Annotated in this window: 27 protein-coding genes; 16 read left to right on the top strand and 11 right to left on the bottom strand. The window is 56.6% G+C overall.

Translation table 11 applies throughout. The features are described 5' to 3' along the window. Position 1: 1 nt before the first annotated feature. Together BM316_RS11675 and BM316_RS11670 are read left to right on the top strand one after the other, a co-directional pair. Positions 2-277 (top strand): hypothetical protein, encoded by a 276-nt coding sequence (locus BM316_RS11675; RefSeq protein WP_090208629.1) that lies wholly within the window; start codon positions 2-4, stop codon positions 275-277. A 44-nt stretch (positions 278-321) separates the two neighbouring features. Continuing rightward, entirely contained in the window at positions 322-1,560 is a 1,239-nt protein-coding gene (locus BM316_RS11670; protein ID WP_090208626.1) for an MFS transporter, read from the top strand. A 60-nt stretch (positions 1,561-1,620) separates the two neighbouring features. Here BM316_RS11670 and BM316_RS11665 read toward each other — a convergent pair whose 3' ends face one another. From BM316_RS11665 to BM316_RS11655, 3 genes are read right to left on the bottom strand one after another with little or no spacing between them, the layout of a single operon-like run. Continuing rightward, positions 1,621-2,217, bottom strand: coding sequence for a Smr/MutS family protein (locus tag BM316_RS11665; protein ID WP_090208623.1), 597 nt, complete (start codon positions 2,215-2,217; stop codon positions 1,621-1,623). Between the two features lies 1 nt (position 2,218). Next, positions 2,219-3,169: a murein transglycosylase A gene (gene mltA / locus BM316_RS11660; protein WP_090208620.1), complete on the bottom strand. Its 951-nt coding sequence runs from the start codon at positions 3,167-3,169 to the stop codon at positions 2,219-2,221. Between the two features lie 18 nt (positions 3,170-3,187). Then, the gene (locus BM316_RS11655; RefSeq protein ID WP_090208617.1) at positions 3,188-3,850 is read right to left on the bottom strand and encodes a Tim44/TimA family putative adaptor protein; all 663 of its coding nucleotides are present in this window, start codon (positions 3,848-3,850) and stop codon (positions 3,188-3,190) included. A gap of 112 nt (positions 3,851-3,962) precedes the next feature. Between BM316_RS11655 and BM316_RS11650 the strand changes: the two genes are divergently transcribed. Continuing rightward, on the top strand, positions 3,963-4,451 hold the full coding sequence (locus BM316_RS11650) for an FxsA family protein (RefSeq protein ID WP_090208615.1): 489 nt from the start codon (positions 3,963-3,965) through the stop codon (positions 4,449-4,451). 57 nt (positions 4,452-4,508) lie between these two features. Continuing rightward, entirely contained in the window at positions 4,509-5,015 is a 507-nt protein-coding gene (secB, locus tag BM316_RS11645; protein WP_090208612.1) for a protein-export chaperone SecB, read from the top strand. Here the strand turns inward: secB and dnaQ are convergent. Genes dnaQ through BM316_RS11625 form a run of 4 tightly spaced genes read right to left on the bottom strand, consistent with a single transcriptional unit; the run spans position 5,012 to position 7,746 of the window. Further along, the gene (gene dnaQ, locus BM316_RS11640) at positions 5,012-5,743 is read right to left on the bottom strand and encodes a DNA polymerase III subunit epsilon (RefSeq protein ID WP_090208608.1); all 732 of its coding nucleotides are present in this window, start codon (positions 5,741-5,743) and stop codon (positions 5,012-5,014) included. The two genes, secB and dnaQ, sit on opposite strands and share 4 nt — an antisense overlap. Then, positions 5,724-6,326 (bottom strand): dephospho-CoA kinase, encoded by a 603-nt coding sequence (coaE, locus tag BM316_RS11635; RefSeq protein WP_090208605.1) that lies wholly within the window; start codon positions 6,324-6,326, stop codon positions 5,724-5,726. Before coaE ends, dnaQ begins: the two co-directional genes overlap by 20 nt. Beyond that, positions 6,323-7,150 (bottom strand): shikimate dehydrogenase, encoded by an 828-nt coding sequence (locus BM316_RS11630; protein ID WP_090208603.1) that lies wholly within the window; start codon positions 7,148-7,150, stop codon positions 6,323-6,325. The genes coaE and BM316_RS11630 overlap by 4 nt, the downstream gene beginning before the upstream one ends. After that, the gene (locus BM316_RS11625) at positions 7,147-7,746 is read right to left on the bottom strand and encodes a Maf family nucleotide pyrophosphatase (RefSeq protein ID WP_090208600.1); all 600 of its coding nucleotides are present in this window, start codon (positions 7,744-7,746) and stop codon (positions 7,147-7,149) included. The genes BM316_RS11630 and BM316_RS11625 overlap by 4 nt, the downstream gene beginning before the upstream one ends. 404 nt (positions 7,747-8,150) lie before the next feature. On the opposite strand from BM316_RS11625, the gene hemJ reads away from it, so the two are divergent. From hemJ to BM316_RS11590, 7 genes are all read left to right on the top strand, one after another. Further along, positions 8,151-8,600, top strand: a complete 450-nt coding sequence (gene hemJ / locus BM316_RS11620) for a protoporphyrinogen oxidase HemJ (RefSeq protein ID WP_090208597.1) — start codon at positions 8,151-8,153, stop codon at positions 8,598-8,600. A 120-nt stretch (positions 8,601-8,720) separates the two neighbouring features. Continuing rightward, positions 8,721-9,992 (top strand): transcription termination factor Rho, encoded by a 1,272-nt coding sequence (rho, locus tag BM316_RS11615; RefSeq protein ID WP_090209442.1) that lies wholly within the window; start codon positions 8,721-8,723, stop codon positions 9,990-9,992. Positions 9,993-10,020: 28 nt separating this feature from the next. Next, positions 10,021-11,301, top strand: coding sequence for a tRNA uridine-5-carboxymethylaminomethyl(34) synthesis GTPase MnmE (gene mnmE / locus BM316_RS11610; RefSeq protein ID WP_090208594.1), 1,281 nt, complete (start codon positions 10,021-10,023; stop codon positions 11,299-11,301). A 12-nt stretch (positions 11,302-11,313) separates the two neighbouring features. Then, positions 11,314-13,185 (top strand): tRNA uridine-5-carboxymethylaminomethyl(34) synthesis enzyme MnmG, encoded by a 1,872-nt coding sequence (gene mnmG / locus BM316_RS11605; RefSeq protein WP_090209439.1) that lies wholly within the window; start codon positions 11,314-11,316, stop codon positions 13,183-13,185. Positions 13,186-13,187: 2 nt separating this feature from the next. After that, positions 13,188-13,805 carry a 16S rRNA (guanine(527)-N(7))-methyltransferase RsmG gene (gene rsmG / locus BM316_RS11600; protein WP_090208592.1) on the top strand — a complete coding sequence of 206 codons (618 nt, stop codon included), beginning with the start codon at positions 13,188-13,190 and terminating at the stop codon, positions 13,803-13,805. After that, positions 13,795-14,604 (top strand): ParA family protein, encoded by an 810-nt coding sequence (locus BM316_RS11595; RefSeq protein WP_090208589.1) that lies wholly within the window; start codon positions 13,795-13,797, stop codon positions 14,602-14,604. Before rsmG ends, BM316_RS11595 begins: the two co-directional genes overlap by 11 nt. A 1-nt stretch (position 14,605) precedes the next feature. Further along, positions 14,606-15,487, top strand: coding sequence for a ParB/RepB/Spo0J family partition protein (locus tag BM316_RS11590; protein WP_090208587.1), 882 nt, complete (start codon positions 14,606-14,608; stop codon positions 15,485-15,487). Here the strand turns inward: BM316_RS11590 and hemW are convergent. From hemW to rph, 3 genes are read right to left on the bottom strand one after another with little or no spacing between them, the layout of a single operon-like run. Further along, positions 15,484-16,641, bottom strand: coding sequence for a radical SAM family heme chaperone HemW (hemW, locus tag BM316_RS11585; RefSeq protein WP_090208584.1), 1,158 nt, complete (start codon positions 16,639-16,641; stop codon positions 15,484-15,486). The genes BM316_RS11590 and hemW overlap by 4 nt on opposite strands. Beyond that, complete coding sequence (rdgB, locus tag BM316_RS11580; RefSeq protein WP_090208581.1) at positions 16,634-17,242, bottom strand: RdgB/HAM1 family non-canonical purine NTP pyrophosphatase; 609 nt, start codon at positions 17,240-17,242, stop codon at positions 16,634-16,636. Before rdgB ends, hemW begins: the two co-directional genes overlap by 8 nt. Next, positions 17,242-17,949, bottom strand: a complete 708-nt coding sequence (gene rph, locus BM316_RS11575; protein WP_090208577.1) for a ribonuclease PH — start codon at positions 17,947-17,949, stop codon at positions 17,242-17,244. Before rph ends, rdgB begins: the two co-directional genes overlap by 1 nt. A gap of 117 nt (positions 17,950-18,066) precedes the next feature. Here rph and hrcA point away from each other — a divergent pair, with 117 nt between their 5' ends. Both hrcA and BM316_RS11565 read left to right on the top strand, forming a co-directional pair. Continuing rightward, positions 18,067-19,131, top strand: coding sequence for a heat-inducible transcriptional repressor HrcA (gene hrcA / locus BM316_RS11570; RefSeq protein ID WP_090208573.1), 1,065 nt, complete (start codon positions 18,067-18,069; stop codon positions 19,129-19,131). A 13-nt stretch (positions 19,132-19,144) separates the two neighbouring features. Further along, the gene (locus BM316_RS11565; protein ID WP_090208570.1) at positions 19,145-19,699 is read left to right on the top strand and encodes a nucleotide exchange factor GrpE; all 555 of its coding nucleotides are present in this window, start codon (positions 19,145-19,147) and stop codon (positions 19,697-19,699) included. Positions 19,700-19,766: 67 nt separating this feature from the next. On the opposite strand, the gene mutS is transcribed toward BM316_RS11565, so the two are convergent. After that, positions 19,767-22,406 carry a DNA mismatch repair protein MutS gene (gene mutS, locus BM316_RS11560; RefSeq protein ID WP_090208568.1) on the bottom strand — a complete coding sequence of 880 codons (2,640 nt, stop codon included), beginning with the start codon at positions 22,404-22,406 and terminating at the stop codon, positions 19,767-19,769. Between the two features lie 125 nt (positions 22,407-22,531). Between mutS and BM316_RS11555 the strand changes: the two genes are divergently transcribed. The 3 genes from BM316_RS11555 to BM316_RS11545 all read left to right on the top strand — a co-directional run bounded on the left by BM316_RS11555 (position 22,532) and on the right by BM316_RS11545 (position 26,092). Continuing rightward, positions 22,532-24,787, top strand: a complete 2,256-nt coding sequence (locus BM316_RS11555; RefSeq protein WP_090208565.1) for an NADP-dependent malic enzyme — start codon at positions 22,532-22,534, stop codon at positions 24,785-24,787. After that, the gene (locus tag BM316_RS11550) at positions 24,787-25,653 is read left to right on the top strand and encodes a ribokinase (RefSeq protein ID WP_090208563.1); all 867 of its coding nucleotides are present in this window, start codon (positions 24,787-24,789) and stop codon (positions 25,651-25,653) included. Before BM316_RS11555 ends, BM316_RS11550 begins: the two co-directional genes overlap by 1 nt. Before the next feature lie 214 nt (positions 25,654-25,867). After that, complete coding sequence (locus tag BM316_RS11545; RefSeq protein WP_242649886.1) at positions 25,868-26,092, top strand: DUF305 domain-containing protein; 225 nt, start codon at positions 25,868-25,870, stop codon at positions 26,090-26,092. Position 26,093: the final 1 nt, after the last annotated feature.

Genomic DNA, 26,093 nt, shown 5'->3' with positions numbered 1-26,093 from the left:
CATGCTTCGGTTGAACCGTTATCCTGTGGTTCTTGTCCTCATGATTGCGGGACTGTTTGCGATTGTGTTTGCCTACGCCACGGTAAACCTTTTTCAGATGTCGATGGCCAACACGCGGTTCTTGCGCGAGTATGGTTGGGAGGCCGTCCAGGAGGGTGCGATCTTGCAGCTTTTGCAAATCATAGCATCAGGCACCGTCGCAATGGTCTCTTACATCGGGTTCAAAATCTGCGAGAGTGAGCTGGTGCGCCGCTACAATAATTGGCAAGCGCGGTAAGATAACGCTTCCAATACTAGCAGGAACCGGCGCAAGAATGCGCGATGGGCCAGTCCACCGGATATTTTCGTTTCATTCGTCAGAACCTGCCATTTCTCGGGACGGGCTTTTTGTTGTCCTTTCTGTCGAGCTTCGGGCAGACCTTTTTTATCGCGATCTTTGGTGGCGAAATCCGTGAAGCTTACGGGATGACAAACGGCGGCTGGGGCCTGATCTACATGGTCGGCACGGGGGCTTCTGCCGCCGTCATGGTTTTCGCTGGTGGCTTGGCCGACAGGTTCCGCGTGCGAACTTTCGGAATTCTCGTTGTCTGGCTTTTGGCCGCTGCGTGCCTCTTCATGGCATTCAACACAACCACCGTGCTCTTACCTCTGGTCGTCTTTGCACTGCGCTTCACAGGGCAGGGCATGACAACCCATGTGGCGACTGTCGCCATGGCACGCTGGTTCATCGCTGCACGGGGCCGCGCCCTCGCTGTCGCCGCGTTCGGGTTCTTTCTTGGCGAGGCAACTTTGCCACTTGGGATGGTCTGGCTGAAAACATTCTTCGACTGGCGGACACTCTGGATCGGATGCGCGCTTTTTGCGCTCTTGATGAGCGGTGTTCTCTACAACCTACTCAAACTTGAACGCACTCCGAAAGCGATGGCAGAAGAGTCTCACGCACTCGGCATGGGAAGGCGGCATTGGACCCGCGCGCAAGCACTGCGCCATCCACTTTTCTGGGCGATGGTGCCGGCAGTCATGTCATTTTCGGGATTTGGTACGGCCTTCTGGTTTCATCAGGTGCATTTCGCAGAAATCAAAGGCTGGTCGCATCTTTCGCTCGTCGCTGTCTTTCCTTTGGGAACATTCGCCCTGATGGTTTCGACGATCGGATACGGCTGGGCCGTTGACCGGTTTGGTGCTACGCGCCTTCTGCCGATCTATCTGATCCCGTTGATCGTTGCCTTTATCCTGCACTGGTATGCCCCTTCGCTTTGGTGGACGGCAGCCGCCGTGATCCTGATGGGCATTGCGGGCGGTGGTCAGGCGACATTGCTCAACGCCTGCTGGGCAGAATTCTACGGCACACGACACATCGGCGCGATCAAGGCTGCTGCCGCGGCCCTGATGGTCCTTGGGTCAGCGATTGGACCGGGTCTGAGCGGTTGGCTCATCGACGCAGGTGTCGGTTTTGAGGTGCAGCAACTGGGATATGCTGCCATCTTTGCGTTTGCCGCAATCATCCTGATTGTGCCCACCCGCACCGCGCGCGCCGCTATGGCGTCGCCCGTACCTTAGGATTTCCTTCATCTTGGCCAACAAACTCCCGCCGGAGGCTCCCTCGGGCCGCAATACCTGCTAACGGTTGCGTCTGAGGTAGACGTAGTAAGCCCCGTGGCCCCCGTGACGAAGATGCGCGGGCGTCACCTGCAGGATTGCCTGCGCCAAAGGCGGCAAGGCCAACCACTGAGGCACCTGATGACGCAGCACCCCCTGACGTGTCGGGATCGGGCCGCCATCGTCTCTTTCTTTGCCCTTGCCGGTGATCACCAGCACAAGGCGCCGCCCCAACGCCTGAGAGCCGAGGATAAATGCTGTGAGCTCAGGATGCGCTTCTGACATGGTCATGCCGTGAAGATCGATCCGCGCCTCTGGTTTCAACTTGCCGCGCTTCATCTTGCCAAAAGACTTCGCATCCATGTTAACAGGCGCTTTGGAAAGCCTGTCTGAGATCGGCTTCAACAGGTCATGGTCGCGCGCATGTCTGACTTTTTGGCCAACCCGAAAATCCGGCATCGGGCCAGACGGGTCATCGCCGCGCCGCGCCTTGGCTCTCTGCGGCGGCGCTGTAGGCTCACTTTTTTCCGAAGAACCTTCCCGCAACGGAGTGGTCCTTGCAGCGACGCGATCCCACAAGTCGCGTTCTTCCTTGGATAGATGACGAGGTTTGCGCATATCAATGTTCCTCGCAGAGCGCATTCGCCATCTGATGCGGCATCAGAACCACCATGCGGCCACGATCCTTGATCTGACCTGCTGGCCGCCCCGCGTCTTCACCCGTCCCGCAAAAGATATCTGCGCGTTGCGCGCCTTTGATCGCAGAGCCGATATCTTGTGCGACAGTCAAACGATTGATTGGAGCGTCACCAGACTTTTCAATCCAGACAGGTGCACCAAGTGGGCACGCCTCCGGGTCCACCGCTATTGTCCGACCGGCCGTCACAGGTTGGCCCATCGCACCGAGTGGACCCTCATCCGGTCGAACGCCATCGCGCTTTTGAAAGAACACGTAGCTTTCGTTTTCCCAAAGCAGTGCTTGGCCCTCTTCAGGATTTTCGGCAAACCAGCGCCGGATCGTTTCTGGAGAAACCTCTTTCGGGTCCAAGTAGCCGCGCGCGATCATGACCTTGCCCAGCGATGTGTACGGGCGACCATTCTTCGCGGCAAAGCCAAGTCGGATCACCTCGCCCCCTAGTATCTTGATACGTCCGGATCCCTGTACCTGCAGAAAGTAAAGGTCCAGCGGATCGTCAAACCAAGCCAGTTCAAGACCGCGCCCTTGCAGCCGGCCTGCGTCTATTTCCTGTCTTGTCAGATACGGGGCAGACGGGTCGAGGTCTTCAGGCGGAGCATATGCGGGATATTTATGAGTCTCGCTTGGTGACAATACGGCGTCGTACTCTGGCTCGAAATACCCGGTGAACAGCATCTCGGTGTCATCGGTGATCTGGACCGGCGTGAACGCAGTCTCGAAAAAGCGTCTGGCCCCAACCTCTGATGGCCTTGGCCAGTGCGGCTCCAGCGCGTCCACAGTCAGGCGATAAGCAGAAAGGGCGGCCTGATGATTATCATCAGCCCACCCTTGCAAATCCGCAAATGCCAATCTGGTGTAGCGCAGCGTGGCCATTGTCCGGCCCGAGCGGTTCTATTCGCCAGTGGCGACCAAACGCCAGTTTGGATCGTCAGAGTCCATCTTGCGTGCGAAGGTCCAGGTGTCCTTCATGCGCTTGATTTCTTTTTCGCTGCCTTCGACCACTTCACCTTCGGCGTTGCGAACAACCGATGTCATCTCGGCCTTGAACCTGACGGATACTTCGCCTTCTTTCGTCACTTCATCGAATTCAGCGCCGACCAACGACATGTCGCTGATCCCAATGAAGTTAGCATCCACAGAGAGGCCCTGACGCTGGCGTTCATCCACGACCGAGGCAAATGCCTCGTAAACATCTTCGGAAATGAAAGGGACGATGCTATCGAGATCGCCATTTTCAAACGCCATAAGGATCATTTCGTAAGCGCCACGGGCACCGCCCAAAAACTCACTGACATTAAATGTCGGATCCGCACGTTTCATGGCGGCAAGCGCCTTGGCGCTTTCAGAGCCATCCTCAACGTGATCGGTGATATCCAGATCAGGCCCACCTTCGATAACATCAAATTCCGGCTTTCCAAGACGGCTCGCTGGTTCTGGCCGTGTCACCGCTGGTTTTTCGAAACCTTCACGTGTGCCAAGCACGCCGCGCAAACGCAGGATGAGGAAAACCGCGATGCCCGCAAGCACCAGGAGTTGAATAATCGGAGAATTCATTTCGACCTCGTTTCGGGAGAGGGCATAGTAACGCGCCCTTTGAATTCTTATGTAGGTCGTGTGTAGGGCCGAGTCCACCTTGCCCCCGAACATGTTATGAAAGGCTGATCATATGTGGCTACTTCTTGCTTTTATTGCTGTTCCGATGATCGAGATCGCACTGTTTATTCAGGTCGGCGGTCTGATTGGGGTGTGGTGGACTCTCCTGATCGTTCTCGTCACCGCAATTGCAGGATCATATATGGTGCGCAATCAAGGGTTGCGAGAAATAAGCAATTTGCAACGCTCTTTCTCTGAGCTTAACGACCCGACGGAGCCACTTGCCAATGGCGCAATGATCCTGTTCGCAGGTGCTCTACTGCTGACGCCGGGTTTCTTCACTGATGCGGTCGGCTTGTCCCTGCTTGTGCCACGAGTCAGGCGCGCGGCATTTCTTTGGGCAAAATCACGCATCAAGGTGCAGAGCTTCACCATGGGCGAGCCACCACAGCGGCCCCATCATCCTCAGCAACCGCAAGACCGCGTGATCGACGTTGACTTTGAAGACGTCACACAAGGCAATCCACGCCGTGATGAGCCATCGGAGTGGACCCGGCATTGAGCCTTCACGAATTGGCTGATAGGAACACCCGAACGTCTTTTAACCGGAGCAGGTCTTATGTCTGACACACCCGAAAACGGCGCAGCAACACAAGAAGCCGCTGCCGCCGCACCACAAGTTTCCAGCCGCGTCCTTGCGCAATACATCCGCGACATGTCATTCGAGAACATCCTCGCGCAAAAGGGTGTCACAGGTGATGCGCAACCTGAAATTCAGGTTCAGGTGAACCTTGATGCGCGCAAGCGCAAGCAGGACAACCAGTTCGAAGTCATCACAAAGCTCAACGTGACCAGCAAAACGAAAGAAAGCGGCGATCCGCTGTTTCTGTTGGAAGTCGAATACGCCGGCATCTTTGAAATCAAAGGTGTGCCTGACGAACAAATGCACCCCTATCTGTTGATCGAATGCCCGCGCATCACCTTCCCGTTCCTGCGTCGGGTTGTCAGCGATGTGACGCGTGACGGTGGTTTCCCACCGCTCAACCTCGAGACAATTGATTTCCTCGCACTTTATCGCTCAGAACTGGCACGTCGCGCCGAAGCTGAAAAAGCGAAAGCCAACTAAGCGAGATTTTTCCACAAAGCGCCGTCGCCCAAGCTGTCCACAAATTCAGCATGGGCGGCGGCTTCCTCTTTTGTGATCCGTGGTGACAAAGGCTCTGGCCGCTGTGTTGGACGCCATTCCTCAGAAGTTGCGCCAGGCGTTTGCGCAGATACGTTTGCAGAAAGCCCGAAGTCTGGCTGTCGTCCACCAATAAGCTCAAGATAGACATCAGCGAGGATCTCGCTATCTAGCAGCGCGCCGTGCAATGTCCGAGAGCTGTTATCGATCCCAAACCGACGGCAAAGTGCGTCAAGCGAGGCCGGCGATCCTGGAAATTTCCGGCGCGCAATCGCAAGCGTATCTATCGCCTGATCCATTGGGAGTTGGCGCAAACCCATGCGATGAAGCTCGAAATTCAGGAACTTCATGTCAAAAGCCGCATTGTGAATGACCAATTTGGCGTCACCCACAAAATCGAGAAAACTTTGCCCGATCTTTTCAAAGACGGGTTTGTCGCGAAGGGTTTCCTGACCGGGTTTCGGCTCTTGTGGCGGCTCCAGCAAGTCTGGCCCGATCCCGTGCACGTCAAAGGCCTCGGCAGGCATGGAGCGTTGTGGGTTGATATACTGATGATACGTCCGACCGGTCGGAACATGGCCCATCAGTTCGACGGCACCGATCTCGACAATTCTGTCCCCGTCAGCAGGCTCGAACCCTGTCGTCTCAGTATCAAGTACGATCTCGCGCATCGGTCTTTCCTGTCAGTTCCCGTATGAGATTCTGCACCGCAAGGCGTGTGTCGTCCAGTGTCAGCGTCTCAATGATATGATCGGCGCGGCTGCGTTTTTCTTGATCAGGCATCTGGCGCGAAAGTATCTGTTCGAACATCGCGCTATCCATTTGCCCGCGCGCCAACACCCTCTCCCTTTGAACCTCCGGCGGAGCCGTCACAACCAGAACGCTGCTCAGCCAGGCGTCAGCACCTGTTTCGAACAACAATGGGATATCAAAAACGACGAGCGGCCCATCATTCTTCGCCAGAAAGGCGGCCCGATCAGCGGCGACGAGGGGATGCACGATTTTTTCCAACCGACCGATCACTTCAGGATCATTGGCGATAAGCGATTTGAGAGCACTGCGATCAACCGCATCGTTCTGAACGGCGGAAGGAAAGGCAGCAGCGATTGAGGCCACGGCCGCGCCGCCCTTGCCGTAAAGCCTATGAACCGTTGCATCAGCATCCCAAACAGGGATGCCCTCTTCCCGAAACATTTCGGCAGTCGTGGACTTCCCCATGCCGATCGAGCCCGTCAGCCCAAGAAGATGGGTCAAGAGAGAACCGCCTGACGTGTTTCTTCATCCACTTCGGGACGATGACCAAACCAACGCTCAAATCCGGGAACGCCCTGGTGCAAGAGCATCCCCAATCCATCAACGGTGGTGCACCCACGTTTCTCGGCAGCTTCGAGGAATGGCGTTTTCAACGGATTGTAGACGATGTCCGTCACGACGGTTTCTTTACGCAGACCATCAAGCGACACCTTGAAATCAGACGCACCTTTCATGCCGAGCGACGTTGTATTGACCACTGTCATGGCATCTTCAACCATCGTGTCGGCTTGAACCCAATCAACCACCCGAATCCGCGCGCCGAAATCATCTCTGAGCGCCTCAGCCTTGGGCCGTGTCCGGTTTGAGATCACGATCTCCGGGACACCGGCGTCGATCAATGCGACCACAACCGCGCGGGCGGCCCCTCCTGCACCGAAAATCGCGGCTGGTCCTGCCTTTGGGTCCCAGGACGGAGCCCCTTGGCGCAAATTAGAGATAAATCCGTAACCATCGGTATTGTCCGCAAAGATACGCCCGTCCGCCTTGAAAATCAGCGTGTTCGCAGCACCGATCAGAGTCGCACGGTCCGTGACTTGATCCGCGAATTGCAGAACCGACACCTTATGTGGGATCGTGACGTTTGCTCCGACAAATCCTTTTGCGGGCAGACTATGGAGCGTAGCCTCAAGCGCATCCTCTGCGACTTGCAAGGCTTCATAGGATCCCTCAAGGCCATACCGCTTGAGCCAATAGCCGTGAAGCTTTGGCGACAGACTGTGGCTGATTGGGTTTCCGATGACGGCAGCGCGTGGGATTTGGGTCATGCGCGCAATGTTCCGCGTAAGGTCAGGTATGACAAGAGTTCCAGTAGCGGCATGCCGAGAACATGGAAATAATCTCCGTCGATGCGTGTAAAAAGTCGCACTCCTTCTTCTTCCAATTTGTAAGCGCCGACCGAGTGCTGGATGCTGTCCCAGTTCCGCGCGACATAATCTTCAAGATATCCATCGCTGGCGTCACGCATTGTCAGCCTGACAACACCGACATGACGCCAAAGCGGTTTGCCTTCTCCATAGATCACCGCAGCAGAAAGAAGCTGGTGCTTTTGTCCGCGCAGCGCCTTCAAATGTGCCAACGCATCTTCGGGGGAAGTAGGCTTGCTGAAGATGTCGCGACCAAAGGCAAGAACCTGATCGCATCCAATGACCATTGCATCGGGGTGTTTTCCGGCGACCCGCTGCGCCTTGAGCTCAGCCAGAGTATCAGCCACATCACGCGGGCTTGCTTGCTCGGCAAGCAAGGCATCGCGCACGGCATCTTCGTCAACACGTGCTGGAATGGTTTCAATCTGCAAACCTGCATTTCGCAACAGCTGTGCGCGAATTTCAGAGCCTGAGGCCAGAATAAGTCGATCGGTCATGTGGATAACCTTTGGGAGAAACTCTGTGTCGCTTTGCGGGTCATTTTGGGGACATTTAGCATATCACATGAAGATGGGTAGAAGTGACATGTCCCAGTCCGATTCACTGCACGTTTTCCACGGTGGATGAGAACAACTTGAGCCTGTGGAAGAATCTGGCTGCACCCAAGAAAAAATTGCGGTCTCCAAAATAGCAAGGGTCGCTGTAATGGCATAAAATACTGTTTTACATGGATAAAATCATAAATTCCAAACCAGAAACAGTCTGATTAAGGGAATGGCTCCTTGGGATAACTCTGCGGATGAAAAAACAACCCACAGAAAACGGAGACACTATCAACAACATCATCTTTTCTTTCTTTCTTTATTTATGAAAGAAGAAGGCAAAGAAGGGTTGGACAATCATGCCAGACGTTTTGTTTTCAATTTATCCCTGGATCAAAGCTTTACACATCATGGCTGTGATCGCGTGGATGGCGGGCTTGTTCTATCTTCCAAGGCTTTTTGTCTATCACGCTGAGCGTGCAGAAGTTGGCTCTGAACTTGATGAAACATTTCAGGTCATGGAAGAGAAGCTGCTGCGGGTGATCATGCGTCCTGCGATGATCGTGGCATGGCTGGCTGGTCTTGTGATGCTGGGCATGGGCGCTTTTGATTGGGGTGCGATGTGGTCTTGGGTCAAGCTTGGCGCAGTTCTTGCGATGACCTGGGCGCACATCTGGATGGCTGCACGGCGCAAGGAATTTGCGAACGGGACAAACACCAGAACAGGGCGGCAATACCGGATTTTCAATGAGGTCCCGACGATCCTGATGTTCCTGATCGTGATTGCTGTGGTTGTGAGACCCTTTTGATGGTGTGATTGACTCACACCCAACCACCGCTTATCTGTGAAACCGCTTCCCGTCCGGGAAAGTGTATTTCCGATTTTGATCTTAGAGATGGCCGCGAAACGTGGCCCTATGGAATATGTCATGTCACAGCACCGCCTGAACCTTGCCGATCTGAAAGCGCAAAGCCCCAAAGACCTTTTGTCCCTGGCCGAGGAGCTTGAGATCGAAAACGCCTCGACCATGCGTAAGGGCGACATGATGTTCGCCATTCTCAAGGAACGCGCAGACGAGGAATGGGTCATCGGCGGTGACGGGGTTCTTGAGGTACTTCAGGACGGGTTTGGGTTCCTCAGATCGCCTGAAGCCAACTACCTTCCGGGTCCGGACGATATTTATGTCTCACCAGACATGATCCGCCAGCATTCCTTGCGAACAGGCGACACCGTCGAAGGTGTGATGAAAGAGCCGAACGACAATGAACGCTATTTTGCGCTGACCTCTGTCGAGCGGATCAACTTCGAGGAACCGGAGCGGGCCAAGCACAAGGTGGCCTTTGACAACCTGACACCGCTGTATCCTGATGAGCGGCTCAAGATGGAAGTCGAGGATCCGACAGTCAAAGACCGCTCCGCGCGGATCATCGACCTGGTGGCACCGATCGGGAAAGGGCAGCGCTCTTTGATTGTGGCACCACCGCGGACCGGTAAGACTGTCCTGTTGCAGAACATCGCCAACTCGATCGAGAAAAACCACCCAGAGTGCTACCTGATTGTTCTGTTGATTGACGAACGACCAGAGGAAGTCACCGACATGCAGCGTTCTGTCAAAGGCGAGGTTGTTTCCTCGACGTTCGACGAACCCGCGTCGCGCCACGTCGCTGTGTCTGAAATGGTCATCGAAAAGGCCAAACGACTGGTCGAGCACAAGCGTGATGTTGTGATCCTGCTGGATTCGATCACGCGACTGGGCCGGGCCTTTAACACGACGGTGCCGTCATCAGGTAAGGTCCTCACTGGTGGTGTGGATGCAAACGCCTTGCAACGCCCAAAGCGTTTCTTTGGTGCAGCGCGGAATATCGAAGAAGGTGGATCGCTGACAATCATCGCGACGGCCCTGATCGATACCGGCAGCCGGATGGACGAAGTCATCTTCGAGGAATTTAAGGGCACAGGTAACAGCGAGATCGTGCTTGATCGTAAAGTCGCAGACAAGCGCGTCTTCCCTGCAATGGATATCCTCAAGTCCGGCACCCGCAAGGAAGAGCTGCTGGTGGATAAAGCCGATCTTGCCAAAACCTACGTGTTGCGCCGCATCCTGAACCCGATGGGGACCACAGATGCGATCGAGTTCCTGATCGGGAAGCTTAAGCAAACCAAGACAAATTCCGACTTCTTCGACTCGATGAACACGTAACTTATTGTTTAATAACAATGGGTTAAAAATGGATACAATCTTTGCTCTCGCAACCGCGCAGGGACGCGCCGGTGTTGCTGTTGTCCGGATTTCAGGTCCGGCTGCAGCTGACAGCGTTGCACGCCTCTGTACCAACGTGCCCGAACGCAGAGGGGTGCGAAAGCTCAGGGATGCCGAAGGCGCGCTTCTCGATGAAGCTTTGGTGCTAACGTTCGCGGCTGGTCACAGCTTTACTGGAGAAACGGTCATTGAGCTGCACTTGCATGGTAGCCCGGCTGTGGTTCAGGCGGTCCTGCGGGAGTTGGGAAATATGCCTGATCTGCGGCAGGCGGAGGCGGGGGAATTTACCCGCCGTGCCCTTGAGAACGGCAGACTCGATCTTGCAGAGGTCGAAGGCCTCGCAGATTTGATTGACGCTGAAACCGAAAGTCAGCGCAGGCAGGCAATTCGCGTTTTCTCTGGTGCACTCGGTGCGCTCGCAGGTGAGTGGCGCGAGAAACTGATCAGAGCTGCCGCCCTACTGGAAGCGACAATCGACTTCGCGGATGAAGAGGTGCCGGTTGATGTATTCCCTGAAGTGACTGCGTTGTTGACCAACGTTTCTGCAGCGATGAAGCGCGAAGCCGAAGGCGTTCAGATCGCTGAGCGTGTGCGAGACGGGTTTGAAGTCGCGATCATCGGCGCACCAAACGCGGGGAAATCAACATTACTGAACCGGCTCGCCGGTCGTGATGTTGCGATCACATCAGAAATCGCTGGAACGACACGCGATGTGATTGAAGTCCGTATGGATCTGGGTGGGCTGCCGGTGACGATGCTTGACACGGCGGGACTTCGGGAAACAGAGGATGTTGTTGAAGGTCTTGGCGTTGCGCGCGCCAGAGAGCGGGCCGAACAGGCCGACCTGAGAGTTTACCTTTTGTCTCCGGGTGAGACCCGACCTGCAGCCAGCGGTGAGGATGACATTGTGGTTTGGGGCAAGGCTGATCTGGGCGCATCTGAAACACCGCGTGTTTCAGGACAAACTGGCGAAGGTGTCGATGAACTCATTGAAAATATTCGGAAACGCCTTGAGACAAAGGTTGGCATGATCGGCGTCGCGATGCGTGAGAGGCATCGGACAGCCATGCTGCGTGCTATTGGTCACATGGATGATGCACAGAGTATGATGGTGGCGGAGGCTGGATTGGCCGACATCATTGCTGAAGAACTTCGCTCCGCAATCAGGGCTGTCGATAGCATTGTTGGTCGGGTTGATGTAGAACAGGTGCTTGGAGAGATTTTTTCAAGCTTTTGCATTGGAAAGTAGGGAGTGTTTCACGTGAAACATCGCGACTTTGATGTGGTTGTTATCGGCGGTGGTCATGCCGGGTCGGAAGCTGCGCATGCTGCTGCCCGGATGGGAGTGCAGGTTGCCTTGGTCACGCTGACCAAGGCCTCAATTGGTGTAATGTCCTGTAACCCGGCCATCGGCGGACTTGGGAAAGGCCACCTTGTCAGAGAAATTGATGCGCTGGATGGCGTCATGGCGCTGGTCGCTGACAAGGCTGGAATCCAGTTTCGGCTTTTGAACAGAAAGAAAGGTCCGGCTGTCCAGGGCCCACGGGCGCAGTCTGACCGCAAGATTTACCGCAACGAGATGCAAGGGGTACTTGCCGAAGCGGAAAACCTGACAATCATTGAGGGCGAGGCGACCGACCTGATCGTCGAAAGCGGGCGTGTCTGCGGCCTTCACCTTCGGGACGGCAGTGAAATCCGTGCTGCAAATGTGATCCTCACGACAGGCACATTCTTGCGAGGCATGATCCATATCGGTGATGTTTCCCGCCCAGGTGGACGGATGGGCGATGATCCGTCCGTCAAAATGGCCGAGCGTCTGGACAGTTTCGGTTTGCCAATGGGACGTCTGAAGACAGGAACACCGCCGCGTCTGGACGGGAAGACAATCAATTGGGATCTGCTTGAAAAGCAGCCAAGCGACCCGGATCCGGTGCTGTTTTCCTTTCTATCGAAGCAACCGTATGTCCGACAGATCGATTGCGGGATTACACATACCAATGAAAGAACGCACGAGATCATCCGTGCCAACCTTGCGCGTTCAGCGATGTATGGAGGTCATATCGACGGCGTCGGTCCACGCTATTGCCCGTCCATTGAAGACAAGATCGTCCGCTTCGCAGATAAGCCATCACATCAGATATTTCTGGAACCGGAAGGCTTGAGTGACGATACGGTCTACCCCAACGGGATCTCCACTTCGTTACCTGAAGATGTGCAGGAAGATTACGTTCATTCGATCTATGGCCTTGAAAACGCAAAGATTTTGCAGCCGGGCTATGCCATCGAATATGACTACATTGACCCCCGCGCTTTGCGACCAACACTCGAACTTCGCGATGTTCCAGGGCTGTTCTTGGCAGGTCAAATCAATGGCACCACAGGTTATGAGGAGGCAGCCGCACAAGGTCTTGTCGCTGGGCTGAATGCAGCGGCACAGGCGCAAGGGCGGGGCGAGGTGGTGTTCAGCCGGCGTGATTCCTACATCGGCGTCATGATCGACGACCTGACAACCCGCGGTGTTTCCGAACCTTATCGCATGTTTACATCAAGGGCCGAATTCAGGTTGTCACTGCGCGCTGACAACGCCGATCAGCGGTTAACGGAAATGGGCCGTGACCTTGGGTGTGTCGGTGATCTCCGCTGGGCCGCGTTCTCTGATAAGATGACGCACCTGACCGAGGCAAAGGCTGCACTTGCCGAAATCGAACTGACCTCCCGCGATATTGCAGGTACAGGAGCCAAACTGAACCCCGACGGGCCGCGACGGAGTGCCATCGACGCGCTGGCTTTGTCCGACTTTGGATTTAATGAACTCCAGACGCTGGGTTTTCCACTGACCGAGACGCCCACAGCAATCAAGGATCAGGTCAAGAAGGACGCGCTTTATGCGCATTATATCGCGCGGCAAGAGCGTGATATCGCTGCGATGGAGCGGGATGAGAAGCAGATTATCCCGGATGATCTTGATTTTGCCCGGATTACAGGGCTTTCGAACGAGATTGTCAGCAAACTCAAGGCGACTCGGCCAACGTCGATTGCTCAGGCCGGCCGTATAGAAGGCATGACACCAGCAGCGTTGATGCTGCTTATCTCTGCACTCAAGCGCAACCAGACAGAAGCGACCGGTACATAACCATGGAACATGTCGCTGGTGTTCCTGTTTCACGTGAAACATTGGCGCGATTGGAGGCATTCGCGGCAATCACGCTCAAATGGACACCAAAAATCAACCTGATCGCAAAGGGCACGACGACAGAGATCTGGGACCGGCACATCGTCGATTCGGCGCAATTATATGCTTTGGCGCCATCAGAGTTCGAACATTGGGTCGATATCGGCAGTGGTGGGGGCTTTCCTGGCATTGTAATGGCTATCCTCGGCCACCAACATCACCCTGACGCGCGCTTCACGCTGATCGAAAGCGACCAACGCAAATGCACCTTCCTGCGGACGGCTGCGCGAGAATTGTCACTTTCTGTCAACGTCATCGCTAACCGGATTGAAGCTGCAGCACCGCAAGAAGCCGATGTCGTCTCCGCAAGGGCGCTTGCTGCCTTGCCGGCGCTTCTTCCGCTTGTTCACCGCCACCTTGCAAAAGATGGCGTCTGCCTGATCCATAAGGGTCGTAACGCGGCAAGCGAGATTGCGCAGGCACAAGAGACTTGGTCGTTTGCCCTTGAAGATCAGCCCAGTATCACTGATCCTGAGGCACGACTGTTATCCATACGAAGGATTCTGCAAGGTGGCACCTAAATCTGCCTCTTTTCCCACAATTATTGCGATCGCGAACCAGAAGGGTGGCGTTGGGAAAACGACCACAACGATTAACCTTGGCGCCGCTCTTGCAGAGCTTGGAAAGCGCGTGCTGCTTGTCGATCTTGACCCGCAGGGCAACGCTTCCACCGGCTTGGGGATCGAGTATGATATGCGCGATGCCACGACATATGATTTGCTGTCAGGCGAGATTTCACTCGCAGATGCGGCCCTGACAACAAGTGTCGACCGGCTAGAGATTGTTCCGGCGACAACTGACCTTAGCTCAGCCGATATCGAACTCGGCGATAACGCCAACCGCAGTTTTCTTCTTCGCGAAGTCCTACGTAAATCTGGTGGTGGGGCAGAAGATTACCACTATATATTGATAGATTGCCCGCCGTCGCTCAACATTCTGACGGTCAACGCGATGGTGGCTGCAGACTCGATCATTGTACCCCTCCAAAGCGAATTCTTTGCGCTTGAAGGGCTTTCACAGCTCATTTTGACGGTGCGCGACGTCCGTCAGTCGGCCAATCCGGATCTCAGGATCGAAGGGATCGCCCTGACAATGTATGACGCACGCAACAACCTGTCTTTGCAGGTTGAGGATGATGCGCGCGAAAACATGGGTGACATGGTGTTCAAGACCGTTATTCCGCGCAATGTGCGATTGAGTGAGGCGCCGTCGTTTGCGGTACCGGTTTTGAACTACGACACCAATTCCAAAGGCAGCGCCGCATATCGTGCGCTTGCCAAAGAGGTGATTGGACGCACGAAGAAAAGAAAGGCCGCTTGATATGGCACGCAATGTAAAGAAATCGCGTGGTTTGGGGCGTGGGCTGTCTGCCTTGATGTCGGATGTGGCAACCGAGGCCGGACCGCAGGCTGCCCCCAAGCGTCCTGACCTTGTTGTTCCGATCGAACAGGTGCGCCCGAACCCTGATCAGCCGCGCCGCTATTTCGCAGAAGATGCGCTACAAGAACTGGCAGCATCCGTTGCAGAAAAAGGGATCATCCAGCCGCTCATCGTCAGAACTGTCGATGATGGCTATGAAATCGTTGCTGGCGAGCGGCGCTGGCGTGCCGCGCAGATGTCGAAGCTGCACGAAGTGCCGGTTATCGTGCGCGAATATGATGACACCGAAGTTCTTGAAATCGCAATCATCGAGAACATCCAGCGCGCCGACCTCAACCCGATTGATGAGGCTGCCGGCTACAAGCAGTTGATGGACCGCTTCGGACACACTCAGGACAAGCTTGCACAGGCTCTTGGCAAAAGCCGAAGCCACATCGCGAATGCAATGCGTCTGCTGAACCTGCCCGAAGAGGTGCAGGACTATCTGACCAACGGCCTTTTGACGGCGGGTCATGCACGCGCGTTGATCGGACACGATGACGCCCGGCTGTTGGCGCGCAAAATCATCAATGAAAAGCTGTCAGTCCGCCAAGCGGAGGCACTCGTGAAAAAAGGCCTTCAGGACGAGACCCGCCGCAAGACCAGCGGTTCCCACAGTACCAAAGATGCTGACACCGTTCAGATCGAGAAAGAACTTGGCGCGACGCTGAAAATGAAGGTGTCCATTGATCACGCTGCCGGAACCGAAGGTGGCAAGATGACGATCAGCTATCGCTCTCTTGAGCAGTTGGACGATCTATTGCGGGTGCTTTCTGGAAACTAGCCTTCAAGAAGCTGTCGCAAGACAGCATTGAGAACGGGGCGGCCGGTCGGTGTGACAGCAAGGTGATTTTCATCCATCTTCAGCATGTCTAGTTGTTCTAAATTATTGATATTATTCAATAATTCATCAGACCACTGATCTTGAAAGCGCCGCCGGTCAACGCCCTCGCGCAGTCTCAGGCCCATCAACAGAAACTCAGTAAACTGGTCTTCAACGGACAACGGCTCACGCGGGCTCTCTCCGCTACCGGTCCGTCGGACCTGTGCCAACCACCCCGCCGGAGACAGCGGTGTCTCGGTTGCATATCGTTGTCCGCCTAATGTCAGACGCCCGTGTGCGCCAGGACCGATCCCTGCATAGTCGCCATAGCGCCAGTAGATCCGGTTGTGCACGCTTTCGGCCCCGTCACGGGCATGGTTTGACACCTCATACCCCGCAAACCCCGCGTCCTCGCAAAGGTCTTGCGTCAACAGGTACATATCCGCGGCCGTATCATCATCCGGCAAGCCACGAAGCTTGCCCGCGTTGTAGCGGTCTCCAAACGCAGTCCCGTCCTCGATCGTCAGTTGGTAAAGGGACAGGTGATCGACTGCCATCGAAAGCGCCTGACGAAGCTCTGCTTCCCAATCAGCCGCGCTCTGGCCTTGTCGCGCGTATATGAGGTCAAAGCTCACGCGATCAAACACGCCTCTGGCGATGTCAAAGGCTTTCATGGCTTCGGATGCAGAGTGCAGTCGCCCCAAAGCCTTTAGATCAGCATCATTCAGCGCCTGAATGCCCATCGAGACACGATTGACACCCGCATCACGGTATCCGGCAAAACGCCCTGCCTCGACCGAAGTGGGATTGGCCTCTAGCGTGACCTCGACAGCGTTAGCCACAGGCCAGGTGCTGCGAATTTTGGTCATGACCGCATCCACGACCTCTGGGTCCATCAGGCTTGGTGTTCCGCCGCCGAAAAAGACGGACCGCAGCACGCGACCCTCTGTCTCGGCCCCGATACGGTCTATCTCACTGACATATGCAGCTTCCCAAGCCTTCTGGTCGATCTGCGCGACAACGTGTGAGTTGAAATCGCAATAGGGGCATTTGGCCTGGCAAAACGGCCAATGAATATAGAGGCCGAAGCCTCCGTTTTCCCAATCCTCAGCCAAAGCAGCCCGCGATCAGCTTCTTGAACGCATCGGCGCGATGGCTGATCTTGTTCTTTTCCCAGCGGTCCATTTCACCAAATGTGATGTCATATCCGTGGGGTTGAAAGATCGGGTCATAGCCGTGGCCCTGATCGCCACGCATTGGCCAGACGATCTCACCAGGCATGATACCGGGAAACACTTCGTCGTGACCGTCAGGCCAAGCCAGTACCAAAGTGCAGCAAAAACGGGCCAATCGCGGGTAGGGCGCGTTCAGTTGTTCAAGTTCGCGCCACGCCCGTTCCATGGCCATTTTGAAATCACGACCGTCAGGCGTTTCAGCCCAATCCGCAGTATAGACACCCGGCGCACCGTTCAGCCCGTCAATCTCGATCCCGCTGTCATCGGCGAGGGCCGGCAGGCCAGTCGCCTTGGCTGCTGCATGGGCCTTGATGCGGGCATTGCCAACGAAAGTCGTCTCGGTTTCGTCAGGTTCGGGCAATCCGTGATCGGCATTGGAGGTCAGTGTCACACCGAAAGGGGAAAGAAGATCCGCGATCTCCTCCAGCTTACCGCGATTGTGTGTCGCGATGACCAACTCCTTGCCGTCAAACTTGCGCATCAGCCGACCGCCGCCAGCTGTGCTTCGGTCAATTCAGAAATGCCTTTTTCCGCAAGGTCGAGAAGACCGTCCATTTGTGTCCGTGTAAACGTTGCGCCTTCAGCCGACATCTGGACTTCGATCAGCTTGCCGCCGGTCATGACAAAATTACCATCGACACCGGCCTCTGAGTCTTCAGGATAATCAAGATCCAACACATTTTGCCCTGCGTAGATTCCACAGGAAACGGCCGCCACCGGATCGACCAAAGGATCGGTGATCACATCGCCAGATTTCATCAACTTCTGCACGGCCAGTTTCAGCGCAACCCAACCGCCCGTAATTGACGCGCAACGTGTGCCGCCGTCCGCTTGAATGACGTCACAGTCAACGACGATCTGACGTTCACCCAAGGCCACACGGTCAACACCCGCGCGCAGCGATCGTCCGATCAAGCGCTGGATTTCCTGCGTGCGACCGGATTGCCCGTTCTTTGCCTCGCGGCGCATCCGTTTGTTTGTCGCACGCGGAAGCATCCCGTATTCAGCAGTCACCCATCCAAGGCCAGAGTTCTTCAGAAAGGGAGGGACGCGTTCATCAATCGTTGCGGTGCACAGGACATGCGTGTTCCCGCATTTGATCAGGCAAGAGCCCTCGGCGTGCATGGTCACACCGGTCTCGATGGAGACAGCACGCATTTCGTTGGTCTGACGGCCTGATGGACGCATGGGATCACTCCTGTTTGATTGCATCCCGTCGATACGCTGCCCACATTTGGAATCCAACCCCGATTGACCGCGCCCGCGACTTCGTTTTAATTGGCCCGCCTTCAAAAGAGGAACGTAATGGCAGAGCAACCGCCAAACATTGAGGAAATGAATGCCCGCTCGCGCGAGGTGTTCCGCCGTGTCGTTGAAGGCTACCTCGAAAGCGGTGCCCCTGTCGGATCGCGGACGCTGACTCGCGACTTTTCAGAAAAGGTCAGCGCGGCGACGATCCGCAATGTCATGCAGGACCTCGAATACCTTGGTCTGCTCGGCAGCCCACACGTCAGTGCCGGACGCATCCCGACCGAATTGGGTTTGCGGATGTTTGTCGATGGCCTGCTTGAGGTTGGCGATCTGGACGGCAAGGACCGAGAGACAATCGACCGCACGCTGACATCCAATGATCACGACGTCACATCTGTTCTTGATCAGGTGGGGCGTGCTCTTTCCGGTGTGACGCATGGGGCCAGCCTTGTGCTTACGCCCAAACACGAAGCTCCGATCAAACACATCGACTTTGTGTCTTTGTCGCGGGAAAGGGCGCTTGTCGTTCTGGTCTTTGCAGATGGCCATGTCGAAAACCGCGTGTTTACGCCACCCGTCGGACAAACCCCATCTTCGATGCGGGAAGCCGCGAATTTTCTCAACTCCATCGCAGAGGGTCACACCCTGTCCGAGCTGGGATCGGTCATCGCGCGTGAGATCGAAACCCGCCGTCAGCAGATTGATGCTCTGGCCCGTGATCTTGTCGAAAACGGTCTGGCACTTTGGGAAAACAAAGGTGAGGCAACCGAGCGTCTGATTGTCAGGGGTCGTGGCAATCTGCTTGGCGATGGTGAATCAGAGACAGACCTCGCGCGCATTCGCACGCTGTTTGATGATCTGGAACGCAAACGCGATATCGCACAATTCCTCGACCTTGCAGAAGAAGGCGACGGCGTGCGCATTTTTATCGGCTCGGAGAATAAATTGTTCTCACTTTCGGGTTCATCTTTGGTCGTTTCCCCTTATATGAACGCCGACCGAAAGATTATTGGTGCTGTCGGTGTGATCGGGCCGACCCGCCTGAACTACGGTCGTATTGTTCCGATTGTGAATTATACCGCAAAGCTTGTCGGCAAGATGATCGCTGACCGCTCGTGAAGGGAAAGAATTGATGTCTGAGAAAGACGAAGAGCTGCAAACACTCGATGAACTCGCCGCTGAAGGCGATGAGCCCGACTTCGACGCGGCCGCCGACAGCCTTGATGAGATCGAAGCCTTGCGCACAGAGCGCGACGATTTTCGCGACAAATTCATGCGTGCCCTCGCAGATGCCGAGAATACGCGCAAACGTGCCGAGCGTGACCGTCGCGAGGCGGAAAACTACGGCGGGTCACGCCTCGCGCGGGATTTGCTACCGGTTTACGACAACCTCAACCGCGCATTGGCCGCGGCGAAGGAAAGCGACGAGAAAGCCCCTGAATCCCTCATGGAAGGGATCGAGCTGACGATGCGCGAGCTGATCAACGTCTTCAAAAAGCATGGCATCGAACCGATCCAGCCCGAGGTTGGTGACAAGTTCAATCCGCAGATGCACGAAGCAATGTTCGAAGCACCGCTGCCAGGCACCAAGGCCGGCGAGATTATTCAGGTTTCTGCAACGGGCTTCATGCTGCACGATCGCCTGCTGCGCCCCGCGCAGGTGGGCGTGTCGTCGATGCAAGGGTAATCGCGCCCCATCCCATCACCTTTGTCGGTGGCGCACCGAAACTTTTGAACACCAGAAAGGGCGCGGATTATTCCGCGCCTTTTGCCATTTCCGTCAGCTCATAAATCAGGTCGAGCGCTTCACGCGGGCTGAGCGTGTCGGGGTGGATGTTTTGGAGTTTTTCCTCAACCTGCGATGACTTGGGCTTGGCAGGCGCGGGCGCAGGTGTGGCAGAAAAAAGCGGCAGGTCGTCAATCACGGTCTTGCGCGTTGATCCGCCTTCGCGCTCGCCCTTTTCCAATGCCTCAAGCACCACTTTGGCCCGTTCCACCACGACGGGCGGCAGCCCTGCCAGCCTTGCTACCTGCACACCATAACTGCGGTCGGCGGTTCCGCGTTTGACCTCATGCAGGAAGATCACATCGCCGTCCCATTCCTTGACTGCGACCGTGGCGTTCTCCACCCCCTCCAGCTTGTTCGAAAGCGTGGCCATCTCGTGATAATGCGTGGCGAAAAGCGCGCGGCACCGGTTCACGTCGTGCAGGTGTTCAAGCGTCGCCCAGGCGATAGACAGGCCGTCATAGGTCGCAGTGCCGCGTCCGATTTCGTCAAGGATCACAAGGGCGCGGTCATCGGCCTGATTCAGGATCGCCGCGGTTTCAACCATTTCCACCATGAAGGTAGATCGCCCGCGGGCGAGGTCATCGCTCGCGCCCACGCGACTGAAGATCTGGCTGACCACGCCGATATGTGCCTCTGACGCGGGCACAAAGCTCCCCATTTGCGCAAGGATCGCGAGCAGGGCGTTCTGGCGCAGAAATGTTGATTTACCCGCCATATTGGGGCCGGTCAGCAGCCAGATATGGGCGTCCGTCAGGTCGCAGTCATTGGCAACAAAGGGTGTGCCGTCCTTTTGCAATGCGTTCTCGACCACCGGATGCCGCCCGTTGGTGATTTCAAAGGCGCGGCTGTCGTCCACTCTTGGCCGCACCCAGTTTTCTGTGGTTGCCAGATGGGCAAGCGCCGCTGCCTGATCAAACGTGGCAAGCGCGCGTGCCAATGCCCCCAGCGGCCCCGCCTGATCAATGATTGCGGCACGCAGATCTGCGTAAAGCCGCTTTTCGATCTCAAGCGCACGGCCGCCTGCATTCAGGATCTTCGTTTCGATTTCCGACAGATCGACGGTGGTAAACCGCACCTGATTGGCCGTCGTCTGGCGGTGGATAAAGGTCTCTGACAACGGCGGTGCCATCATCTTTTCGGCATGGGTCGCTGTCGTCTCGATGAAGTAGCCCAGCACATTGTTGTGCTTGATCTTGAGCGATTGCACGGCTGAGAGCGCAATATACTCTGCCTGCATCCCTGCAATGACGGATCGGCCTTCGTCACGCAGCTTGCGCACCTCATCCAGTTCTTCGTTGTAGTCGGGTGCAATAAATGCGCCATCGCGGGAAAGCAGTGGCGGTTCAGCAACCAGCGCCTGATCCAGCAGGTCAAGCAAAGCGTCATGGCCGGTCAGGTCGCGCGCGGCATCTGCCAACACAGATGGCAGGTTCTCCGGCAATCCTTGCGACAGGTCAGCAGCTTGGCCCAGCGTGTTGCGGATCGCCGCCATATCGCGTGGTCCACCTCGGTCGAGCGCAAGACGCGACAACGCGCGATCAATATCGTGAACACCTTTCAGCGCATCGCGGATATCCTCAGTTAGCCGCTGATTTTCACATAGAAATGAAACGGCGTCCTGACGCGCCGCAATCACCTCAATACTGCAAGAAGGGGACGACAGCCGCCGCTCCAACAAGCGCGCGCCGCCTGCGGTCACCGTCCGGTCGATACAGTGCAAAAGCGAACCTTGCCGCCCGCCATTCATCGCATGGGTCAACTCCAGCGAGCGCCGTGTCGCCGCGTCGATCTGCATCGCCGCCGATTGCCCCTCGCGCACCGGGGGGCGCAACAACGGCAGGTTTCCGCGCTGCGTGATATCAAGGTATTCAGCGACGGCTGACATGGCCCCGATCTCGGCGCGGGAAAACGTGCCAAAGGCGTCCAGCGACCCGACTTTGTAAAGCGCACACAGCCGCTTGTCGCCCGCGGAACTGTCAAAGGCCGCCGCCCCCAAGGTCGTCAGTGTGGCACCAGAGTCTGCGATGACCTCGGACCACTGGCCCTCTGATCCATCAATGACGATCACTTCTCGTGGGGTAATCCGTGCCAGTTCCGGCCCCAGCGCGGCACCGGCACAGGGCATGACGTGAAACCCCCCGGTTGAAATGTCGACCCAGGCCAGCGCACCCTCATCGCGCACGACATGGTAGGCGGCCAGAAAGTTGTGGCGGCGTGCATCCAAGAGGGAATCTTCGGTCAACGTGCCCGGTGTCACCAGACGCACGACCTCGCGCTTCACAACTGCCTTATAGCCACGCTTTTTCGCCTCTGCGGGGCTTTCCATCTGTTCGCAGACGGCAACACGGAAGCCCTTGCGGATCAGCGTCAGGAAATACCCCTCTGCTGCATGATGCGGCACACCACACATGGGGATGTCATCGCCGTCATGCTTGCCGCGTTTGGTCAGCGCGATGTCCAGCGCCTCGGCTGCCGCGACAGCGTCGTCAAAGAACATCTCGTAGAAATCGCCCATGCGATAGAACAACAGCGCGTCAGGGTGCTGGGCCTTGATCTCAAGGTATTGCGCCATCATGGGCGTGACGGTGTTCTTTGCGCTGCTCATGCATCCCCCCGGATCATGCGCCGCACATTATCAGCCCATGTTAGCGACGAAACCCCGAAATCACCCCGTTGCGACTGCCTGATGAAGCCCGCTATGTTTCGGGGACTGCCAAGGGGGGAACATCAATGGCCAAGAACAAACTGACCCGCGAGGATGCGCTGCAATTCCACATGCAGCCAAGCCCGGGCAAATGGGAAATCCAAGCCACAGTCCCCATGACGACCCAACGGGATCTGTCACTGGCCTACTCACCCGGTGTCGCGATCCCATGCGAGGAAATCGCCGAAGACCCCGCTACAGCCTATGACTATACCAACAAGGGGAACCTCGTCGCTGTCATCTCGAATGGCACGGCGGTGCTTGGTCTGGGCAATCTTGGCGCGCTGGGCTCAAAGCCGGTGATGGAGGGCAAGTCGGTTCTGTTCAAACGCTTTGCCGATGTGAACTCGATCGACCTTGAGCTTGATACCGAAGACCCCGATGAATTCATCAAAGCGGTGCGGCTGCTTGGCCCGACCTTTGGCGGCATCAATCTTGAGGATATCAAGGCACCTGAGTGTTTCATCATTGAACAAACACTCAAGGAGCAGATGGATATTCCGGTGTTCCACGATGATCAGCACGGCACGGCAGTGATCTGTGCGGCTGGCCTTCTGAACGCGCTGCATATCTCCGGCAAAAAGATCGAGGATGTGAAGATCGTTCTCAATGGTGCGGGTGCTGCTGGCATTGCCTGTCTGGAACTGCTCAAGGCAATGGGTGCCAAGCATGACAACTGCATCATGTGCGACACCAAAGGGGTCATCTACCAAGGCCGGACCGAGGGCATGAACCAGTGGAAGTCCGCCCATGCTGCCAATACCACGGCCCGCTCACTCGATGATGCGATGAAGGGATGCGATGTGTTCCTCGGTGTCAGCGCCAAGGGTGCTGTGACGCAAGAGATGGTCGCCAATATGGCCGACAATCTCGTCATCTTTGCCATGGCCAACCCCGATCCGGAAATCACACCGGAAGATGCGCATGCCGTGCGCGAAGATGCCATCGTCGCCACCGGCCGCAGTGACTACCCCAATCAGGTCAACAACGTGCTTGGGTTCCCGTATCTCTTCCGCGGGGCGCTCGATATCCACGCGCGCGCAATCAACGATGAGATGAAGATCGCTTGTGCTGAGGCTTTGGCCGCGCTCGCCCGCGAGGACGTGCCTGACGAAGTCGCAATGGCCTACGGCAAGAAGCTGACCTTCGGCCGTGACTATATCATCCCCACACCATTTGACCCGCGCCTGATCCATCGGATTCCGCCTGCTGTGGCCAAAGCCGGTATGGCGACCGGCGTCGCGCGTCGCCCGATTGTCGATATGGATGCCTATGAGCTTTCGTTGAAGACCCGCATGGACCCGACCCAGTCGATCCTGCGCAGCCTGAACGCCCGCGCCCGTGCCAACCAATCCACCGTGGTCTTTGCCGAAGGTGATGACCCACGTGTCTTGCGCGCTGCCGTGCAATACCAGCGCGCCGGTATGGGCAAGGCCCTCATTGTCGGGCGTGAAGATGACGTGCGTGATAAGCTGGCTGGCGAAGGAATGCCGGAAGCCTACGACGAACTGGAGATCGTCAACGCCGCCAACACCTCTCATCTGGAGACATACAAGGCGTTCCTTTACGAACGGCTTCAGCGCAAGGGCGTGGACATGCAAGATGTCCACCGGCTTGCCGCGCGTGACCGTCACGTTTTTGCAGCCCTCATGCTCGCCCACGGTCACGCCGACGGGATGGTGACGGGCGCAACCCGCAAGTCGGCCCACATCCTTGAGCTAATCAACCACGTCTTTGATGCCCAGCCTCACGATGGTGCCGTAGGTGTGACAGCCTTGTTGCACAAAGGCCGGATCGTGCTGATTACCGATACGCTGGTACATGAATGGCCAAACGAAGAAGACCTTGCCGATATCGCAGAACGCGGTGCCGCAGTGGCCCGCGAACTGGGTCTGGAACCCCGTGTCGCCTTCCTGTCGTTCTCGACCTTTGGTTATCCGGTCTCCGAACGGGCCGAGAAAATGCACAAGGCCCCCAAGGTGCTCGACGCCCGCAAGGCGGATTTTGAATATGAAGGCGAAATGACCGTTGACGTCGCTCTTAACGTCAAGGCGCAGGAAAGCTACCCGTTCCAGCGCCTTACCGGCCCTGCAAATGTTCTGGTCGTTCCGGCCAGACATTCCGCATCGATCTCCGTGAAACTGATGCAGGAAATGGCCGGCGCGACTGTGATCGGCCCGATCCTGTCAGGAATTGGCAAACCGATCCAGATCTGCTCAACCGGCTCGACCGTCAATGACATCGTCAATATGGCCGTGATCGCGGCCTGCCGGGTCGACTGATGGCAATCTGGAACCTCGGCTCCATCAACGCAGATTTCGTCTACAGCGTCCCGCATATTCCGACGCCCGGTGAAACGCTCGCCTCAACACGGCGGCAACGCTTCCTTGGTGGGAAGGGTGCCAATATGTCCGTCGCCGCAGCCCGCGCCGCCGCACGGGTCAACCATATCGGCGCACTCGGCTCTGACGGGCGCTGGGCGGCTGAGCGCTTGCTGGAATACGGCGTTGACACCCGCAACATCACCGAGATCGAGACCGAAACCGCACAGGCCATCATCATGGTTGACCCCGCAGGTGAAAACAGCATCATCCTGCACCCCGGTGCGAACGCCGAAATCCCACAAGCGACATTACAAGCCGCCTTGTCAGAGGCAGAGACGGGCGACTGGTTGGTCATCCAGAACGAAACCAACCTGCAACGCACCGCAGCCAGCCTTGGCAAGAAACTCGGCCTGCAGGTGGCCTATGCCGCAGCCCCCTTTGATGCAGAGCGGGTGCAGGCCGTTCTGCCCCATCTCGACTTTCTGATCCTGAACGCGGTCGAGGCGGAGCAACTCCAACAGGCCACCGGTCAGTCACCTGCCGATCTGCCGGTCAGGGACGTCATTGTGACACGTGGTGCCGAGGGCGCTGACTGGTACGGGCCGGATGGGCAGCAGCACTTCGACGCAATCAAGGTTGATCCCGTCGACACCACCGGCGCGGGTGACACCTTCACCGGCTACGTGCTTGCGGGTCTTGATCGCGGGATGCCGATGGCTCAGGCCATCAAGCAGGCCACCATCGCCGGTGCGCTGATGGTCACACGCCACGGCACGGCAGATGTGATCCCCGATTTGTCAGAGGTGCAGGACTTCCAGAGCTGACCGCCCCGACGGAACAGTCATGCCGCCACCGCGTTTCCCATCCTACGTCAGAAGGAAAGCGGGGGCATAAATGACAGACCACGGATCAGAACATCACGGCAGCTATTTGCGGTTTTTCACAATGATCATCACGTTGACCGTCGTCATGTACGGGTTGATGTACCTGAATACCTAAGCGCTGGATCATGTCTTTTTCTCGCAGACGCGTGTGTGGATGGCGCTCTATATGGGCGGTATGATGGCGATTATCATGCTGGCTTTCATGTTGGGCATGTACAGCAACAAACGCGCAAATCTCGAAGACCCGCGCGTTCAGGCGCTGGCACAAGCAATCATCGAGGCTCAGGTCTCGGAAATTGACGAGATGCAGTTCTACATCAACGACATTACCCAGAACGGCATCGCGCCCGAAGGTACACCGCGCGCCACAGGACAATAAG

The sequence above is a fragment of the Yoonia litorea genome (genome assembly GCF_900114675.1).
GTDB classification, from domain to species: Bacteria; Pseudomonadota; Alphaproteobacteria; order Rhodobacterales; family Rhodobacteraceae; genus Yoonia; species Yoonia litorea.
The sequence above is the reverse complement of the archived record's forward strand: the minus strand, read 5'-3'. Positions and strand labels throughout refer to the sequence as shown.

Bases quoted from the DNA above. Each gene is read 5' to 3' on its own strand.
- BM316_RS11550 (WP_090208563.1), top strand. From the start codon at position 24,787: ATGGCAATCTGGAACCTCGGCTCCATCAACGCAGATTTCGTCTACAGC.
- rsmG (WP_090208592.1), top strand. From the start codon at position 13,188: ATGGAACATGTCGCTGGTGTTCCTGTTTCACGTGAAACATTGGCGCGA.
- BM316_RS11555 (WP_090208565.1), top strand. From the start codon at position 22,532: ATGGCCAAGAACAAACTGACCCGCGAGGATGCGCTGCAATTCCACATG.
- secB (WP_090208612.1), top strand. From the start codon at position 4,509: ATGTCTGACACACCCGAAAACGGCGCAGCAACACAAGAAGCCGCTGCC.
- mltA (WP_090208620.1), bottom strand. From the start codon at position 3,169: ATGGCCACGCTGCGCTACACCAGATTGGCATTTGCGGATTTGCAAGGG.
- hrcA (WP_090208573.1), top strand. From the start codon at position 18,067: ATGGCAGAGCAACCGCCAAACATTGAGGAAATGAATGCCCGCTCGCGC.
- BM316_RS11630 (WP_090208603.1), bottom strand. From the start codon at position 7,150: ATGACCCAAATCCCACGCGCTGCCGTCATCGGAAACCCAATCAGCCAC.
- BM316_RS11670 (WP_090208626.1), top strand. From the start codon at position 322: ATGGGCCAGTCCACCGGATATTTTCGTTTCATTCGTCAGAACCTGCCA.
- mnmE (WP_090208594.1), top strand. From the start codon at position 10,021: ATGGATACAATCTTTGCTCTCGCAACCGCGCAGGGACGCGCCGGTGTT.
- mutS (WP_090208568.1), bottom strand. From the start codon at position 22,406: ATGAGCAGCGCAAAGAACACCGTCACGCCCATGATGGCGCAATACCTT.
- BM316_RS11655 (WP_090208617.1), bottom strand. From the start codon at position 3,850: ATGAATTCTCCGATTATTCAACTCCTGGTGCTTGCGGGCATCGCGGTT.
- BM316_RS11625 (WP_090208600.1), bottom strand. From the start codon at position 7,746: ATGACCGATCGACTTATTCTGGCCTCAGGCTCTGAAATTCGCGCACAG.
- BM316_RS11565 (WP_090208570.1), top strand. From the start codon at position 19,145: ATGTCTGAGAAAGACGAAGAGCTGCAAACACTCGATGAACTCGCCGCT.
- hemJ (WP_090208597.1), top strand. From the start codon at position 8,151: ATGCCAGACGTTTTGTTTTCAATTTATCCCTGGATCAAAGCTTTACAC.
- rho (WP_090209442.1), top strand. From the start codon at position 8,721: ATGTCACAGCACCGCCTGAACCTTGCCGATCTGAAAGCGCAAAGCCCC.
- BM316_RS11665 (WP_090208623.1), bottom strand. From the start codon at position 2,217: ATGCGCAAACCTCGTCATCTATCCAAGGAAGAACGCGACTTGTGGGAT.
- BM316_RS11675 (WP_090208629.1), top strand. From the start codon at position 2: ATGCTTCGGTTGAACCGTTATCCTGTGGTTCTTGTCCTCATGATTGCG.
- dnaQ (WP_090208608.1), bottom strand. From the start codon at position 5,743: ATGCGCGAGATCGTACTTGATACTGAGACGACAGGGTTCGAGCCTGCT.
- BM316_RS11590 (WP_090208587.1), top strand. From the start codon at position 14,606: ATGGCACGCAATGTAAAGAAATCGCGTGGTTTGGGGCGTGGGCTGTCT.
- rdgB (WP_090208581.1), bottom strand. From the start codon at position 17,242: ATGCGCAAGTTTGACGGCAAGGAGTTGGTCATCGCGACACACAATCGC.
- BM316_RS11545 (WP_242649886.1), top strand. From the start codon at position 25,868: ATGGCGCTCTATATGGGCGGTATGATGGCGATTATCATGCTGGCTTTC.
- rph (WP_090208577.1), bottom strand. From the start codon at position 17,949: ATGCGTCCATCAGGCCGTCAGACCAACGAAATGCGTGCTGTCTCCATC.
- BM316_RS11650 (WP_090208615.1), top strand. From the start codon at position 3,963: ATGTGGCTACTTCTTGCTTTTATTGCTGTTCCGATGATCGAGATCGCA.